This window comes from Melghirimyces algeriensis (assembly GCF_900182565.1).
Lineage (GTDB): Bacteria > Bacillota > Bacilli > Thermoactinomycetales > DSM-45169 > Melghirimyces > Melghirimyces algeriensis.
This window is the reverse complement of the sequence record NZ_FXTI01000002.1, coordinates 442,010-457,803: the sequence shown is the minus strand read 5'-3', so window position 1 is coordinate 457,803 and position 15,794 is coordinate 442,010. Positions and strand designations below refer to the sequence as shown.

The window sequence follows — 15,794 nt, the reverse complement described above, 5'->3', positions numbered from 1 at the left end:
AACATCCCCAGCATTTTATCATGAGCTTGTGGAAAGAGGGGATGGATATTCCTGAGAATAGATGAGGAAGGGAAATGGCCGAAAACAGGGGTCGACAAACAGCAGAACTTGTGTCAAGATGCTTTTGATGTGTTTTTGCTTTTATTTTTTTGAATCATTCTGTGATGCAGTCGGGGGAGGGAAAACGGAAAAAAGAGCATTGAGATTCTCATGATCAATCCTATATTTCCTCTATTTCGTAATAAATTTATGGCAGAATTCAAATTGGAAAAGGGAAGTTTCCATTTTGAAAGCTCTTCACCGGCATCGCCATAAATTTTACCGAGTTGACTCTTCGAGATATAATAGAGGCGAGGATCCACATGGTGTGAGAGAGAGTGGGTCCTTGCCTTTTGGACGTTTGTGTAATTATTTGTGCGGTTTATGTGAATAGGGCTGTTATCTGTGGAAACCTAATAAAAAAGCAGTTGGAGGTACATTGAATGTCTACAGGGAAACCCGGAAAGGGAACGCCATGGCAAGGTATTCACAGCCACAACTTGGCTTATCTTTTGGATCAATATGATCGGTATAGCCAAGATCCGGAGGCTGTGGACCCTGAGTTGCAAAAGCTGTTTAGTGAATGGGGACCTCCGCCGGTATCTGTTTATCAAGAAAACATGACACCGAAAGACCCTGCTCACTTTCAAGATAAGTCGGTATCTGTGCCGGATCTGAAAAAGGTGGTTGCCGCTGAAAAGCTTTCCCACAAAATCCGGACATATGGACATTTGGATGCAAAAATTGATCCCCTTGGGGTTCATGGAAGCGATCCGAATCCGCTCCTTGATCCGGCTGAATACGGGTTGTCGGATGAAGATCTGAAAGCGATTCCGGCCCATGTCATGTGGGCGGAGGAATCGGAAGACATCCAAACCGGGCTGGATGTATATAAGCGTCTGAGACAAATTTATACCCAGTCACTTGCGTTTGAGTTTACCCATGTGCACAACCGGGAAGAGCGGCGATGGTTGTTTCACATGGTGGAATCCAAAGAATTTCTCCCGTCCTTTTCCAAGGAAAAGCGTATTGCCGTTTTAAATCGCTTGACCGAAGTGGATGGATTTGAGAAGTTTCTCCACAAAACTTTTGTGGGGCAAAAGCGTTTTTCCATTGAAGGCGTGGATATGCTGGTACCGATGTTGGATGAAATTATCCATCACAGTGTTCACCATGGTTTGAGCGATGTAATGATTGGTATGGCCCATCGCGGTCGTCTCAATGTGTTGGCCCATGTGCTGGGTAAACCCTACGAAATGATTTTTGCCGAGTTTCACCATGCTCCCAATAAAGAATTGGTTCCGTCTGAAGGGTCCATGGGACTCAACTATGGTTGGTCAGGCGATGTAAAGTATCATATGGGTGCCAATCGCCAAGTGGATGGAAACGATACGGTACGTACCCGACTCACCTTGGCCAATAACCCAAGCCACCTGGAGTTTGTGAATCCGGTTGTGGCCGGTTATACCCGAGCCGCTCAAGAGGATCGAACAAAAGCGGGTTATCCGGAACATGACGTATCAAAGGCGCTCAGTGTGATTATTCACGGAGATGCGGCATTCCCAGGTGAAGGCATCGTTGCAGAAACGCTGAATATGAGCCGGCTTAGAGGGTATAACACCGGAGGAACAATCCATATCATTGCCAACAATCAATTAGGGTTTACAACGGAGTCGCTGGATTCGCGTTCGACTACCTATTCCAGTGACTTGGCCAAGGGGTATGAAGTGCCTGTGGTCCATGTGAATGCTGATGATCCGGAAGCCTGTCTGGCAGCCGTTCAGCTGGCATTTCAATATCGTGCCCGGTTTAATAAAGATTTTCTGATTGACCTGATCGGTTATCGTCGTTTTGGTCACAATGAAATGGACGATCCAATGGCCACACAACCGAAGATGTACAATAAGGTTCGCAAACATTCTCCGGTTCGCATCCAATACGCTGAGAAATTGAAGGCAGAAGGTCTGGTCTCGGATGAATCGATCAAGAAGTTGGAGCAAGCCGTTCAGGATCGCTTGCAAAAGGGATACCGCAAGGTAAAGGAAACTCGATCAAACAGCGGTAAAGACGATTTGCTACCTGTGGAAAGCATTCCGGGGCCACTGCCGGAAGTAAAGACGGGTGTTCCGTTAAAGACTTTGCAGGAGATTAATGAAGATCTATTAAAGTGGCCGGAAGGATTTAAAGTCTATCCCAAGCTGGAAAAGGTTCTGAAACGGCGTGGGGGTGGCCTGAAAGAAGAAGGTAAAGTGGATTGGGCATTGGCTGAAACCCTTGCTTTCGCGACGATCCTGAAAGATGGAACCGGTATCCGGATGACAGGACAGGATTCAGAACGGGGAACCTTCGCACATCGTCATATTGTCCTTCACGATCAGGAGACAGGGGAAACATATTGTCCTCTCCATGGCATTCCACAAGCCAAAGCTTCCTTTGCCATTCATAACAGCCCCTTGTCCGAAGCATCTGTACTGGGCTTTGAATATGGGTACAACGTGTTTGAACCGGATTCCTTGGTGCTGTGGGAAGCGCAATTTGGGGATTTTGCCAATGCGGCACAGGTGATTATTGACCAGTTTTTGGCGGCCGGACGTGCGAAATGGGCCCAGCGTTCCAGTCTCGTCATGCTATTGCCTCACGGGTATGAGGGGCAAGGTCCTGAGCATTCCAGCGCCCGTTTGGAACGATTTCTGCAATTGGCAGCCGAAAACAACTTTGTAATCGGCAACTTGACCAGCGCAGCCCAGTACTTCCACATCTTACGCCGTCAAGCCGCCTTGATTGGGAAAGAAGAGGCTCGTCCGCTTATTTTGATGACTCCGAAGAGCTTGATTCGGAATAAACGATCGGTATCCAATGTTTCTGAATTGGAAAAGAATCGATTCCAGCCCGTATTGGAGGAACCTCTTCTGGGGCATAAGCCGAAAAAGGTAAGGCGTTTGGTCTTGGCGAGCGGCAAGGTTGCGATTGATCTGGAAACAAAAATAGAAACGATGGAGAAAAAACCGGATTGGTTGCACATCTTGAGAGTGGAACAATTGTATCCCTTCCCGAAAGAGGAGATTTTGTCACACCTTAAAAAGCTGAAAAACGTGCAGGAAATTGTGTGGGTACAGGAAGAGCCCAAAAACATGGGTTCCTGGTTCTATATGGAGCCCAGACTTCGGGAGGCTGTAGAGGGCCGACTGGATATCCGTTATATCGGTCGTCCGGATCGATCCAGCACTGCTGAAGGACAGCCTGATGTTCATGATATCGAACAGGAACGTATTTTGACCGATGCCCTAAATCCGGAAACACTCAAAACTGAGACGATCGCGGGAGGTAAACGAAATGCATGAAGTAAAAGTACCGGAGCTAGCGGAATCCATTACAGAAGGAACGATTTCCGACTGGATGGTTAGTGAGGGAGACAGCGTCAATGAAGGAGATGTTCTCCTTGAATTGGAAACCGATAAAGTAAATGTGGAAATTCACGCAGAACAAAGCGGCGTTCTTTCCAATATCAAAAAACATGCCGGTGACGTTGTGGAAGTGGGCGAAGTGATCGCTCATATTGGTGAAGGAGAAGGAAAAGGAGCACCTGCTCAAGATAAGAATGAGATCCAAGAGGAGAAAAAGGAAGAACAGAAACAACCGGCAGTTTCCAAGGAAGAGGAAACCCATGCGGATGATGTAACAGCTTCCCCCGCTGCTCGCAAGTTGGCCCGGGAAAAAGGAATTGACCTTCAACGTGTCCGTCCGACAGATCCCATGGGCCGGATTACTGCGGAGGATGTCAAAGCACACACCGAAGAACCTCCCGCGGCACAGAAAGCACCTCAGAAAAAACAACCGGCGGTTCAGCCGTCTCCAGCGGCGGAAAGTGACGCCGGCAAACCGGTGGAACGGGTGCGTATGTCCCGCCGTCGGCAAACGATTGCCAATCATTTGGTTCAGGCACAGCACAATGCAGCGATGCTGACCACGTTCAATGAAGTGGATATGTCTGCGATCATGGAAGTGCGTAAACGGCGTAAAGAAGCATTTAAAGAAGAGCACGATGTAAATCTTGGCTTTATGTCTTTCTTTACCAAAGCCGTTGTTGCCGCTTTGAAAAAGTACCCTGTGTTAAATGCGGAAATTGATGGTCAGGACATCCTATACAAGAAATATTATGATATTGGGGTTGCTGTGGCGACGGATGACGGACTGGTCGTACCGGTTGTCCGGGATGCGGATCGCTCTTCTTTTGCTGAGATTGAGCGGGATATTTACAACCTCGCTAAGAAAGCCAGGGATAACAAACTGGCTCTGGCCGATCTTCAGGGTGGCACATTTACCATTACCAACGGGGGTGTGTTTGGATCGTTGATGTCTACCCCGATTTTGAACGCACCACAGGTTGGAATTTTGGGTATGCACACCATCCAGAAACGACCGGTTACCGTAAATGGAGATCAGCTTGAACACCGTCCGATGATGTATATCGCACTTTCTTATGACCATCGAATCGTCGACGGAAAAGAAGCGGTCAGCTTCCTCGTCACGATCAAAAAACTGTTGGAAGATCCGGAGTTACTGCTTCTTGAGGGCTAAACAAATGAAAACCAGTCAAAATCCCCGTTTTCGGTTGTAACTGGAAACGGGGATTTTTTGTCAAAAAAACAATGGAACGGTTTCGCTGTTTGGATGACAGCTTGCGAAAGAAGTCAAGAATACTGCTTGGGAGAACGGTTTGACTTTGTATTAACCTAAGGTAGAAAAGACTGCTGACCTGTACGGGATCAGCAGTCTTTTCCTGCCTTAAACGGCAAACTTTCGGAATGTATCAGATCAATCTTTCGATCTGCCGCAGGAAGTACCGGTATTTTGTCTCATTGCGAAATAAAGAAAATAGGGGGACAGGTCTCCGGCTGCTTCGGTGAATTCCTTTAGAATATGAAAGTCAAAAAGGAGATTCACCAATGCCCAAACGATGGACATGGAAGCCACCTCCTGTTTTTGGAGACAGCCCCATAAGCTTTCCGTTCTCCTCTCCCTGTTTCTGATGGAAGAATCGGAAAGGTTACCGGTTTCCTACAGCGATTTACATCCCTGTGAACAGAATATGATCGAAAGGCTGTGATCAGAACGATCCAGAGTTCTAAAAGCAGAAGGCGACAAAATATGGCATCAATCATTTGCCGATGGGGATGGACTGAAAATTCTTCTGATCGCATAAGATTTAACGAATGATTATGGGGTCGGGAGGATTTGAAATGGACTTTAAAAGAGAATGGAAGCGGGTGCTGGAAAAGGCACATATGTACGGATTATTGGCGGAATATTACAAATACAGAGACCCGGATCTATTCATGCATTACTATCGGAAACATTACAAGTATACAAAAAAGGTGGCTGGAATGACTCGTCAGATGCGAGGCCGAGGAACGGTTGCCAGAGAAGGTTTCCATAATCCGCAACGTCAAGACGAGGAGCAAAGGGGGACCATTCGGGTGATTCATGCATCACCGGATGCTCCTGCAGTCGATGTAGTGGCCAACGGTCAAACCATTGGACAAAACCTTGCATTTGGGCAGGTATCAGAAACCCTTTCACTTCCCGCCGGAAGTTACCAAATCGGTGTGTATCCCAGAGGTCAAAGAGGTCAACCTCTATACTCTGAAGAAGTGACACTTCAACCAGGCAGGAAATATACCATTGCAGCAATCAATCGTTTGGATGACTTAAATCTCCAGGTGATCGAGGATGAGCCAAGAGTGCGGGAAGGGATGTCTAAAATCCGTCTGGTTCACCTTTCCGTGGATGCCCCTCCATTAGACCTGGCAACGGATGGAGGCGATGTTCTTTTGTTTAATCTGACCTACCCGAATGTATCGGAATACTACGTATCCCCTCCGGCCATTCAGGATCTGGAGTTGCGGGCGGCCGGTTCAGAACGGGTTTTGCTGGAGATTCCGAACGTTTCACTGCGGCCGGACTCCGCCTATTCCATATATGTCCTGGGGTTGTCTGAAGGAGAACCACCGTTACAAGCTGTGGTGTTACAGGATTAATATTTCGACTAAAGGCCCGTATTCGGGTCTTGAGACTGCTGACAAAGATCAATAAGAGAGGGAGATCCGGTGGAGCATCCTTTTCCGACAACTCAGCGGAACCCCTGAAGATCCCAACCGTTTAGCGGACAACTTGCTTTTCCCTTTTGTTCGCTGGTTGGGACCGGAGGGGGTGAAGCGGACTCCTTCCACTTCGTTGCTGGAGGAAAGAGATCCGGAGACGGAAATCCCCTCTCCCCCACTTTGTCATGAACCTCAAGATCCGGTATTCGGGTCTTTTTTATTGACATAAATACTTATTAATACTTAAAATCAATTATATAAGCTTATAAAAGCACTTATTAAGACTTAAATTGGAGGGCTGGATATGTACCAGGAAGAAAGATTGGTAGCCATTCTTGAACATTTGAAACAGTACGGTCGCATCAGTGTTCAGGAGTTGTGTAAACAGTTCGGCGTTTCCAGGGATACAGCCCGAAGAGATTTGGTGAAGCTGGATGAGAAGGGAGTCATCCTTCGGACACGGGGAGGGGCGATTCTCCCCGGATTAGAAAGAGAAGTGAAAAGTTATAAGGAACGCCTTCAGGACGAGCCGCAGAGCAAGGGTGAAATCGGTCGAACGGCTGCTTCGATGATTCGGCAAGGAGAGCATATCATTATGGATGCATCCACCACGGTACAGGCTGCTGCCAATTTTTTGGATGCCGAAGATATAACGGTTGTAACAAATTCCATTGATATTGCTTGTATCCTGGCGGAGCGAAAATCCGTCTCTGTCCATTTATTGGGTGGTCGTCTCCATTCCAGGCATCGTTATGTGTTTGGCGCCGGAACCGTTGACCAGTTGAGAAATTATCGTGTGAATAAAGTGTTTCTTGGGGCAAGCGGAATCAACGATGAGGGGCTTTTTTACCCCTGTCCGGAAGACGGGGCGGTAATTCGGGAGACCCTTCGATGTGCAGAAGAAGTGATCGTATTAGCGGATGCCACCAAATTTGGAAAATGCTATTTTTATCGGGTTTGTGGATGGGAAGACGTGGATTATCTGGTGACAGATCTGAGGCCTGAAGGGGATTTGTTAAAAGCATTGATACAGCATCAGGTGGAAGTTGTCAGAAAGGGGCACAGGTCTAGATGATTGAGATGGTTGTTTGTGATTTGGATGGAACGTTGTTGGATCAGGAGAATCGTGTAAGCAAAGAAAATAGGGAAGCCTTGAAGCAGGCTGCAACTCAGGGAATGGAAATTTGTCTTGCCTCAGGGCGAATGCAGTTGGAGTTGGATAAGGTGTCCGAAGAGTTGGACCTTGCCGTACATGGGGTGAGTCAAAACGGCTCTTTTGTCCAGACAAAAAATGGAGAACAGTTGCACCAGTCCACTTTTTCAACAGAAGTCGCTTTGGATCTTTTTGATCAAACCCAAGAGAGCGGTTTGTTTACAATAGTTTGTTTTGAAGATGTTTTGTGGACGCCCGACAAGCATCCCTACTTTGAAGTGGTTCAAGAGCGTATGTTTGTCCCGATTCTGGTCATGACCAATATCCGGGAGCATCTCAAAAAGAAGCCTCCTTCCAAGTTCAGTTTTTTGGGAGAAATGGATCATTGCATAAGGCTAAAAAAGGCTTTGGATCGGTATTTTTCTGAACACATCCAAACGTTTATCTCGGACAAAGATTGTTTGGATGTTGTTCCATCAGGGGTTTCCAAGGGAAACGGACTTTTTGTCTTGACACAACATTTAGGGATTCAACCGGACAAGGTGATGTGTTTCGGAGATGCCTTTAACGATATCTCCATGTTTCAACGCTTCCCAACGTACAGTTATGCGATGGTGCATGCTGACGAAGCCGTTCAAAATGCAGCCAATGATACGATTTCATCCGTAGCTGAAGCGGTAAAAGGAGTATTAAATTCTTGATCAAATGAAAAAACATGGAATAGAATGTTTATTCATTTTGAAATGCGGGAATATACATACTGAAAGGTCACATGACTGAAGTGTTCCAAGGGTGATTTCGTTTAATCTTGTGGCTTGAAGAGTGTATTTTCTGCTAGATAAAGGCAATAGATTCGTATTTTTCCAATTGAAAGGGGTCGATCAAATGTTTCATAACATGATCAAATGGCTGGTGGGGAACAACAGAAACCGTATTCATTCCCAGATTGTCAAACCCTTGAATCATTTGGGAATTTACGAATACCACGATGATTATCTAAAACAAAAGCTCAAGGGAGAACAGAAGAATGTTTATCCCAGAGATTGGAATAATGAACAAAAAGGAGCGTAACAGCCGGGAGGTTCACCCGGCTTTTTTTTGGATACCATGAAGGTGGATGAAAAAAGGGACGGCTTTACGGATTCCCTTTGCGCCGGGCTTTGCGGATATGGTATAGTTATTGCCGATAAACAACCGTATCGTGATGGGGTGGAGAAGTGTTACAGCGGATGGTTCCGGATGAATTTGTACAATCGATCTATGCTATTGATTTAAATGACCTTCAAAGACGGGGTATCAAGGCGATTATCGCCGATTTGGATAATACACTGGTGGAAGCGACGCGACCGAAAGCGACGCCGGAGTTAATCAGTTGGTTGGACCGGTTGCAGAAAATGGGATTCAAAGTCATGATTGTTTCCAATAACAATCGCACACGGGTTTCCCGTTTTGCAATTCCGCTTCAAGTTCCGTATATCCATCGGGCCAAAAAGCCCATGACCCTCGCATTCAAAAAGGCGATGCGCAGATTGGAGGTGACAGCGAGCGAAACGGTCATGATCGGGGATCAATTGCTTACAGATGTCCTTGGAGGAAACCGCCTTGGCTTGCACACCATTCTTGTGGTTCCGGTTTCTGAAGCGGAAGGTTTCTTTACAAAAATCAACCGACGAATGGAACAGCGTGTTTTTCGTTGGATGAAACAACGAGGGTTATTAGCTTGGGAGGATCAAAAGTGATGGAACGAAAAGCGTGGTGTGAAGGTTGCGGTACAGAGTTACAGGTGAGCGATCCAACCCGTCCAGGGTATGTCTCTCCGTCGGCATGGGAACGGGAAAACGTGGTCTGCCGTCGCTGCTTCCGCATCCGTCATTATAATGAAGTGGCCAAAGTGGATCATCAACCTGATATGTACCTTTCAATGCTTCAGGAGATTGGAAATCGGGAAGCATTAGTGGTTCAGGTCGTGGATCTTTTTGATTTCGCTGGAAGCTGGATTCCGGGAATTCATCGCCATATCGGCGGGAATCCCATATTGATTCTGGGAAATAAATTGGATCTTTTCCCTAAGTCCGTCAAGGTTCAGCGATTGAAAGAATGGGTCTATCGAACGGCCAAAGAGCTGGGGGTTCAACCGGCGGATGTGGTGCTCACCAGTGCAGCCAAGGGATACCATTTCCATGAAGTGGCAGAGACGATTGAACAGCTTCGTCAGGGAAGGGACGTTTATGTAGTTGGTACAGCCAATGTAGGAAAATCGACTCTGATCAACCGTTTGTTGCGTGAGTTTGGAAGCGGGGAGGAAGTGATTACCACCTCTCCCTATCCAGGGACGACGTTGGACACCATTCAGATCCCTTTGGATGATGGAAAGCAGATTGTGGATATGCCGGGGATTATACGTAATGACCGAATGAGTGAATGGGTGGACCCTGCCGAATTAAATGAGATTACGCCCAAAAGGGAAATGAAGCCAAAAGTTTATCAGTTGCAGGAGGGTCAGACTCTCTACTTTGGGGGATTGGCCCGAATCGACTATATTGAGGGAGTGCGACAACCCTTTGTCTGTTATATGGCTCACTCACTGTACATTCACCGCACCAAGCTGGAAAATGCGGATGAAATCTGGAAGAAACACCGGGGGAAGCTTCTTTCCCCACCGAAAAATGATGCCGACTTTCCGCCGATGAAACGTCATCGTTTCCATTTAAATAAAAAAGAAAAACAAGATTTGGTTATCTCCGGTTTAGGCTGGGTAGCCACAGGGAAGGAAATCTCCAAAATCGATTTGTGGGTGCCGGAAGGGATTCATGTGGAAGTGCGTCCCTCCATTCTATAAAAGAAAAGAGGGGGAAAATAGGGTTGCATCTTCATGCGAACATTGAAAAGACTGGATTGCTGGGACATCCTGTCGGCCATTCCAAATCGCCGGAAATGTTAAATGCAGCCTATCAAAAAGAAGAGCTTCCTTTTATTTACTTGGCTTTTGATGTAAAGCCTGACCATTTAGGACAGGCTGTAAAAGGATTGCGGGCATTGGGCTTTCGAGGATGGAATGTAACCATTCCTCACAAAGTGACGATCATGGAACATTTGGACCAGTTGGACGAAAGTGCTCGCGCAATTGGAGCGGTTAATACGGTGATCAATAAAGGTGAATACTTATTGGGCACCAATACCGATGGTCAAGGCTATCTTCAGTCGCTTGTTTCCGAAACCGGGATTCACCTCATTCAACAACGCGTGGTGATTCTTGGAGCTGGAGGAGCAGCTAGAGCGGTAGGCTATGCTCTTGCCCAAGCAGGAGTTCAGCACATTACCGTGATAAACCGAACAGAAGGTCGCGCCAAGCAATTGGCTTCCCATCTCAGTCATTGGATTCCGGCGACATGGGTGAGCACAGATCGGATGGAGGAAGCGATTCGAGAAGCGACCTTATTGGTTCAAACGACTTCTGTGGGTATGCATCCTGATGTTGAGGCGTGTCCGGTTCATCCCATTTTTCTTCATGAGGATCTGTTGGTAAGTGATTTGGTTTATCATCCCCGAAAGACCCGTTTGCTGAAAGAAGCGCAAAAGCGTGGAGCGAAAATTCATGGAGGCCTGGGGATGTTAGTTCATCAAGGAGCACTCGCTTACCAGCACTGGACAGGGAAAGAGGCACCGATAAAAATCATGCGTCAAACGTTGGAGAACTCCTTGTGAAGGAGATAGGATATTGAAGGACGAACACAAGAAAAAAAATGTTGGGATCTATGGAGGAACATTTGATCCGGTTCACATCGGTCACCTGATGATGGCGGAACAAGCCCGCCAAAAGGCAAATTTGGATGAGGTCTGGTTTGTTCCGGCTGCATGTCCTCCGCATAAAAAGGGGGCCGTTGCGTCTGCCGAGGATCGCATGACGATGGTTGAAAAAGCTGTACTGGATCATCCTTTTTTTCGGGCATCTGCGATCGAGTTGAAGCGGGAAGGACCATCTTATACAGTGGATACTGTCAGGAAACTGGCACAAGATCATCCAGATGTCCAGTTTCACTTGATTGTGGGTACAGACATGGTACGGGATCTTCCCCGTTGGTATAAAATAAAAGAAATAGCGGATATCGTGAATTTCATCGGGCTGGTCCGTCCTGGATTTATATTGGATATCGATCAGATTCCCGAACATATTAAAAACAGACTAACCTTGATCCATAACGGGATTCAGATGAATCTGTCTTCCACATGGGTACGGGAACAGAGAGCTAAAGGGAACTCCGTAAGATATATCGTTCCGGAGTCAGTTCGTCAGTACATGAAGGAGCATCGTTTGTATGAACCGTAAAGAATTGGCTGAGAGAGTCCGGAGAGAGTTGCCGACAACCCGTTGGGAACATACCTTGCGGGTGATGGAAACAGCGAAAGAGCTGGCAGACCGCTATCAGGCGGATTGCGACCAAGCGGAACTGGCAGCGCTACTGCATGATTATTGCAAGTTTTGGCCGAAAGAGCGGATGAAGCACATCATTCATACGTATCAATTACCCAAAGACCTGTTGGAACATCACGCGGAGTTGTGGCATGCTTTTGTTGGCGCAGAGGTGGTTCGAGAAGAGTTAGGGGTAAATGACCCCGATGTTTTGAATGCGATTCGTTATCATACCTCAGGCCGTCCCCATATGTCTCTGCTGGAACGGGTGATTTTCCTTGCAGATTACATTGAGCCTGGGCGTCGGTTTCCGGGAGTGGACGAGGTTCGCGAACTGGCCCGTAAAAGCTTGGATCAAGCCGTATTAAAATCATTGGATAATACGCTGGTGTTTCTGATTCAAAAAGGGCACAAGGTGTATCCCTTAACCCTGGCTGCCCGGAATGAAATGGTGGATCACGTTCACCAATCAAGATTGAAGGAGGAATCTCTTTGAACCTGGTGGAAATCGCAAAAATGGCAGCTGTCGCCGCTGAGGAGAAAAAGGCCCAACGTGTCAACATTTTGGATATTCGAGGATTGTCCGCCTTTGCCGACTATTTTGTGGTTTGTCATGGCAACTCGCAAACACAGGTTCAGGCAATCGTGGAAGGTATCAAGGAAAAGATGGAAAAAGAGGGGATCTTCCTGCGTTCCATTGAGGGACTGTCTGATGCTCGTTGGGTGCTGTTGGATCTTGGCGATGTTGTTGTCCATGTCTTCCACAAGGATGAACGGGATTTTTATAACTTGGAACGGTTGTGGGGAGATGCCACTCAAGTCGGAGTTCAGTAGGCGAAACAAAAAATAAAAGAAAAACGTTGACATATAACTGTTTGGTTGCATATAATATGAATTAAATTATTTCAGGACATACCACCTGAATATCTAGGCAATAATGGGGAGCAGTAATCCATGAAGTTCCTTTTCAGAGAGTCGGCGGTTGGTGAAAGTCGACAGGGATCAAGGATGAACTCGTCCCATTGCCTCAAAGGGGAACGAACAGTACTCTTCGACGGTTGATCCCCGATATCGGATCTTGAGAGGGCATTTTATGAAATGCCAATTAGGGTGGTACCGCGGGAGACAGTGAACCAACCTCTCGTCCCTAGCCAATGAGCTGGGGGCGGGAGGTTTATTATTTATTTGAGAAGTTGGAGGAAGTGCTGATGAAACCGTACACGCCTCAAGAAATTGAACCGAAGTGGCAAAAGATCTGGAATGATCGCAATGCGTACAAGACACCGGAAAATGAAAATGATCGACCGAAATTTTATGCCTTGGAGATGTTTCCCTATCCATCAGGTGAAGGCTTACATATGGGTCACGTTCGCAACTATTCCATGGGGGATCTGGTGGCCCGTTTTAAGCGGATGAGAGGTTACAAGGTGTTGCACCCGATCGGTGCGGATGCTTTTGGGATGCCGGCGGAAAATGCAGCGATCCAGCGAGGGGTGAATCCACGGGAGTGGACGCTTTCCAATATGCAAAAGATCAAGGAAGAACAGGTCCGACTCGGTTTGTCCTATGACTGGAACCGATATGTGGGAACCTGTACACCGGAATACTACCGGGCGACCCAGTGGTTATTTCTGCTCTGTTATGAACGGGGCTTGGCCTATCGAAAAAAAGGGAGCGTCAACTGGTGCCCCGATTGCCAGACTGTCTTGGCAAATGAACAGGTAGAAGATGGTAAATGTTGGCGTTGCGACTCCGTTGTGGTGAAAAAAGACCTGGAACAGTGGTTTCTGCGCATTACCGACTATGCAGATCGCTTACTGGAAGATCTGGACGATTTGCCAAAGTGGCCGGAACAGGTGAAAACCATGCAACGAAACTGGATCGGTCGCAGTGAAGGAGCGGAAGTGGCATTTTCGATCCCTGAGTTGGGAGATGAAGAGGTGACGGTTTTTACGACCCGTCCAGATACACTTTACGGGGTCACCTATATCGTGCTGGCTCCAGAACATCCCAAGGTGGAACAATTAATCCACGGCAAGCCCCACGAAGAAAAAGTCCGTTCGTTCATTGAGAAGGTGAGGAATCAATCCGAACTTTCCCGTACTGGCGCTGATGTTGAAAAGCTTGGAATGGACACGGGTGCAAAGGCAAAACATCCCCTGACCGGAGAAGAGATCCCGATCTGGGTGGCAAATTATGTTTTGATGGATTACGGTACTGGAGCTGTGATGGGAGTTCCAGCTCATGATGAGCGTGATTTTCAGTTTGCCAAAACCTATGATCTGCCGATTCAGATCGTCATTCAGCCTCATGATGAGGAATCTCCTTCCAGTGATATGGAAGCAGTCTATACAGGAGAAGGGGTGTTGGTCAATTCGGGGCCATTTGATGGAATGGACAACCGTACGGCCATAGGAGCGGTTGCTGATCGTTTGGTTGAAGAGGGGAACGGAAAGAAAACGGTAACCTATCGCCTTCGGGATTGGCTCATTTCTCGTCAACGGTACTGGGGCTGCCCCATTCCGATCGTATATTGTGATTCCTGTGGTATTGTCCCGGTACCTGCGGAAGAATTGCCGGTTACATTGCCAGAGGATGTGGTTTTTGACGGAAAAAGCAATCCTCTTACGACATCAGAGAGTTTTGTAACCTGCACCTGTCCTTCCTGTGGCGGTGAGGCGCGCCGGGAAACGGATACAATGGATACATTTGTCGACTCCTCATGGTATTTTTTGCGTTATACCGATCCGCACAATACAGAAAAGCCTTTTGATGCGGAAAAAGCCGACGAGTGGATGCCGGTGAACCATTATATTGGGGGAATTGAACACGCGGTGTTACATCTTCTATATGCGCGCTTTTTCACCAAGGTTCTGCATGATGCGGGCATGTTAAAGGCCACTGAACCGTTTGAACAGTATTTTCCCCTGGGCATGGTACTGAAGAATGGTTCCAAGATGTCCAAATCCAAAGGCAATGTGGTTTCCCCGATGGATATTATTGATCGTTACGGAGCTGACACCGCCCGTTTGTTTATCCTCTTCGCCGCTCCTCCAGAAGGAGAACTGGATTGGAACGATTCCGGGGTGGAAGGAAGTCATCGCTTCCTAAACCGTATCTGGCGGATGGTACAGCTTAACCAGGAACTCTTTCAGAACCGTCCGGACCCAAAGCCTGAAGAGAAGGCATCCAAAGAATTGTATCGGCTTCTTCATCGTACGATCAAAAAAGTGACTGAGGATATTGAAGATCGTCTGCAGTTTAATACCGCAGTCAGCGCCATTATGCAACTGGTGAATGGAATAAACGCCTATCCCCAGGATGCGGATCGGGGAACATTGGTTGAGGCCATTGAAAAAACGGTGATCCTGCTCGCTCCCTTTGTTCCTCATCTTACAGAAGAACTGTGGCAACAGATGGGGTATCAGACGAGCGTACATGAGCAACCCTGGCCCCAATATGATGAGACGGCTCTGGTACAAAATGAATGGGAAATAGTTGTACAGATCAACGGCAAAGTACGTCATAAATCGACTGTTTCTGCTCAGGCTGATCGAGAAGAAGTAGAGAGACAGGTCATGGCTGAAGAGAAAGTGAAACAGTTGCTTGAAGGAAAAACCGTTCGAAAAGTGATTGTTGTTCCTGGAAAATTGGTGAATATCGTTGCTAAATGAATATGAAAAAAAGCAGAGACTGCTGACAAAGGAAAATAAGAGGGGGATATCCGGTGAAGCATCCTTTTCCGACGACCCAGCGGAACCCCTGGAGGTTCCAACCGTTTAGCGGATATTTTGTCCGCTGGTTGGAACCGGAGGGGGTGAAGCGGACTCCTTCCACTTCCTTGCTGGAGGAAAGAGATGCGGAAACGGATATCTCCCCTTCACCACTTTGTTATGAACCTCAGCACTCCTTGATCTGGAGTGCTTTTTTTATACTGAAAGCGGGTTGGAATGAAGGATTTCATTCATTTTGGTTTGCATCAAGAATCAGTCGTCCGATTTTGGTGGGCTGTTTCCCATTGAAATTGAATAATGTGTCAAGATATAATGAAATAAATCATTCATTGTTCCCTATGTATGAATGATTTATT

Annotated in this window: 15 protein-coding genes and 1 other annotated feature; of the genes, 14 read left to right on the top strand and 1 reads right to left on the bottom strand. The window is 47.1% G+C overall.

The genetic code is table 11. The annotated features are described in order from the left end of the window. The first annotated feature begins 482 nt into the window (after positions 1 to 482). Together FN782_RS05355 and odhB are read left to right on the top strand one after the other, a co-directional pair. Positions 483 to 3,380, top strand: coding sequence for a 2-oxoglutarate dehydrogenase E1 component (locus FN782_RS05355; RefSeq protein ID WP_142504730.1), 2,898 nt, complete (start codon positions 483 to 485; stop codon positions 3,378 to 3,380). Beyond that, the gene (gene odhB / locus FN782_RS05350) at positions 3,373 to 4,617 is read left to right on the top strand and encodes a 2-oxoglutarate dehydrogenase complex dihydrolipoyllysine-residue succinyltransferase (protein ID WP_142504729.1); all 1,245 of its coding nucleotides are present in this window, start codon (positions 3,373 to 3,375) and stop codon (positions 4,615 to 4,617) included. The genes FN782_RS05355 and odhB overlap by 8 nt, the downstream gene beginning before the upstream one ends. Positions 4,618 to 4,854: 237 nt before the next feature. Here the strand turns inward: odhB and FN782_RS16680 are convergent, their stop codons facing one another. After that, a complete protein-coding gene (locus FN782_RS16680) occupies positions 4,855 to 5,004 on the bottom strand; it encodes a hypothetical protein (protein WP_185956050.1) in 150 nt (49 codons plus the stop codon). A 275-nt stretch (positions 5,005 to 5,279) separates the two neighbouring features. On the opposite strand from FN782_RS16680, the gene FN782_RS05345 reads away from it, so the two are divergent. The 12 genes from FN782_RS05345 (at position 5,280) to FN782_RS05290 (ending at position 15,788) form a co-directional block, all read left to right on the top strand. Continuing rightward, on the top strand, positions 5,280 to 6,077 hold the full coding sequence (locus FN782_RS05345) for a DUF4397 domain-containing protein (RefSeq protein WP_185956049.1): 798 nt from the start codon (positions 5,280 to 5,282) through the stop codon (positions 6,075 to 6,077). 367 nt (positions 6,078 to 6,444) lie between these two features. After that, positions 6,445 to 7,215 (top strand): DeoR/GlpR family DNA-binding transcription regulator, encoded by a 771-nt coding sequence (locus FN782_RS05340; RefSeq protein ID WP_142504727.1) that lies wholly within the window; start codon positions 6,445 to 6,447, stop codon positions 7,213 to 7,215. Then, complete coding sequence (locus FN782_RS05335) at positions 7,212 to 7,994, top strand: HAD family hydrolase (protein ID WP_142504726.1); 783 nt, start codon at positions 7,212 to 7,214, stop codon at positions 7,992 to 7,994. The genes FN782_RS05340 and FN782_RS05335 overlap by 4 nt, the downstream gene beginning before the upstream one ends. Before the next feature lie 184 nt (positions 7,995 to 8,178). Then, entirely contained in the window at positions 8,179 to 8,364 is a 186-nt protein-coding gene (locus FN782_RS05330; RefSeq protein WP_142504725.1) for a hypothetical protein, read from the top strand. Positions 8,365 to 8,510: 146 nt separating this feature from the next. After that, the gene (locus FN782_RS05325) at positions 8,511 to 9,032 is read left to right on the top strand and encodes a YqeG family HAD IIIA-type phosphatase (RefSeq protein WP_142504724.1); all 522 of its coding nucleotides are present in this window, start codon (positions 8,511 to 8,513) and stop codon (positions 9,030 to 9,032) included. After that, complete coding sequence (yqeH, locus tag FN782_RS05320; RefSeq protein WP_142504723.1) at positions 9,032 to 10,132, top strand: ribosome biogenesis GTPase YqeH; 1,101 nt, start codon at positions 9,032 to 9,034, stop codon at positions 10,130 to 10,132. Before FN782_RS05325 ends, yqeH begins: the two co-directional genes overlap by 1 nt. A 23-nt stretch (positions 10,133 to 10,155) precedes the next feature. Next, positions 10,156 to 10,998 (top strand): shikimate dehydrogenase, encoded by an 843-nt coding sequence (locus FN782_RS05315; RefSeq protein ID WP_185956048.1) that lies wholly within the window; start codon positions 10,156 to 10,158, stop codon positions 10,996 to 10,998. 13 nt (positions 10,999 to 11,011) lie between these two features. Then, on the top strand, positions 11,012 to 11,620 hold the full coding sequence (locus FN782_RS05310; RefSeq protein WP_142504722.1) for a nicotinate-nucleotide adenylyltransferase: 609 nt from the start codon (positions 11,012 to 11,014) through the stop codon (positions 11,618 to 11,620). Beyond that, complete coding sequence (gene yqeK / locus FN782_RS05305) at positions 11,610 to 12,200, top strand: bis(5'-nucleosyl)-tetraphosphatase (symmetrical) YqeK (RefSeq protein ID WP_142504721.1); 591 nt, start codon at positions 11,610 to 11,612, stop codon at positions 12,198 to 12,200. Before FN782_RS05310 ends, yqeK begins: the two co-directional genes overlap by 11 nt. Next, positions 12,191 to 12,538, top strand: a complete 348-nt coding sequence (gene rsfS / locus FN782_RS05300) for a ribosome silencing factor (protein WP_142504720.1) — start codon at positions 12,191 to 12,193, stop codon at positions 12,536 to 12,538. The genes yqeK and rsfS overlap by 10 nt, the downstream gene beginning before the upstream one ends. A gap of 91 nt (positions 12,539 to 12,629) precedes the next feature. After that, positions 12,630 to 12,856: a binding site (T-box leader), on the top strand. A gap of 56 nt (positions 12,857 to 12,912) precedes the next feature. After that, positions 12,913 to 15,378 carry a leucine--tRNA ligase gene (gene leuS, locus FN782_RS05295; RefSeq protein WP_246064844.1) on the top strand — a complete coding sequence of 822 codons (2,466 nt, stop codon included), beginning with the start codon at positions 12,913 to 12,915 and terminating at the stop codon, positions 15,376 to 15,378. 53 nt (positions 15,379 to 15,431) lie between these two features. Continuing rightward, complete coding sequence (locus FN782_RS05290) at positions 15,432 to 15,788, top strand: hypothetical protein (protein ID WP_142504718.1); 357 nt, start codon at positions 15,432 to 15,434, stop codon at positions 15,786 to 15,788. The last annotated feature ends 6 nt before the right edge of the window (positions 15,789 to 15,794 follow it).

Bases quoted from the DNA above. Each gene is read 5' to 3' on its own strand.
- FN782_RS05355 (WP_142504730.1), top strand. From the start codon at position 483: ATGTCTACAGGGAAACCCGGAAAGGGAACGCCATGGCAAGGTATTCAC.
- odhB (WP_142504729.1), top strand. From the start codon at position 3,373: ATGCATGAAGTAAAAGTACCGGAGCTAGCGGAATCCATTACAGAAGGA.
- FN782_RS16680 (WP_185956050.1), bottom strand. From the start codon at position 5,004: ATGTCCATCGTTTGGGCATTGGTGAATCTCCTTTTTGACTTTCATATT.
- FN782_RS05345 (WP_185956049.1), top strand. From the start codon at position 5,280: ATGGACTTTAAAAGAGAATGGAAGCGGGTGCTGGAAAAGGCACATATG.
- FN782_RS05340 (WP_142504727.1), top strand. From the start codon at position 6,445: ATGTACCAGGAAGAAAGATTGGTAGCCATTCTTGAACATTTGAAACAG.
- FN782_RS05335 (WP_142504726.1), top strand. From the start codon at position 7,212: ATGATTGAGATGGTTGTTTGTGATTTGGATGGAACGTTGTTGGATCAG.
- FN782_RS05330 (WP_142504725.1), top strand. From the start codon at position 8,179: ATGTTTCATAACATGATCAAATGGCTGGTGGGGAACAACAGAAACCGT.
- yqeH (WP_142504723.1), top strand. From the start codon at position 9,032: ATGGAACGAAAAGCGTGGTGTGAAGGTTGCGGTACAGAGTTACAGGTG.
- yqeK (WP_142504721.1), top strand. From the start codon at position 11,610: ATGAACCGTAAAGAATTGGCTGAGAGAGTCCGGAGAGAGTTGCCGACA.
- leuS (WP_246064844.1), top strand. From the start codon at position 12,913: ATGAAACCGTACACGCCTCAAGAAATTGAACCGAAGTGGCAAAAGATC.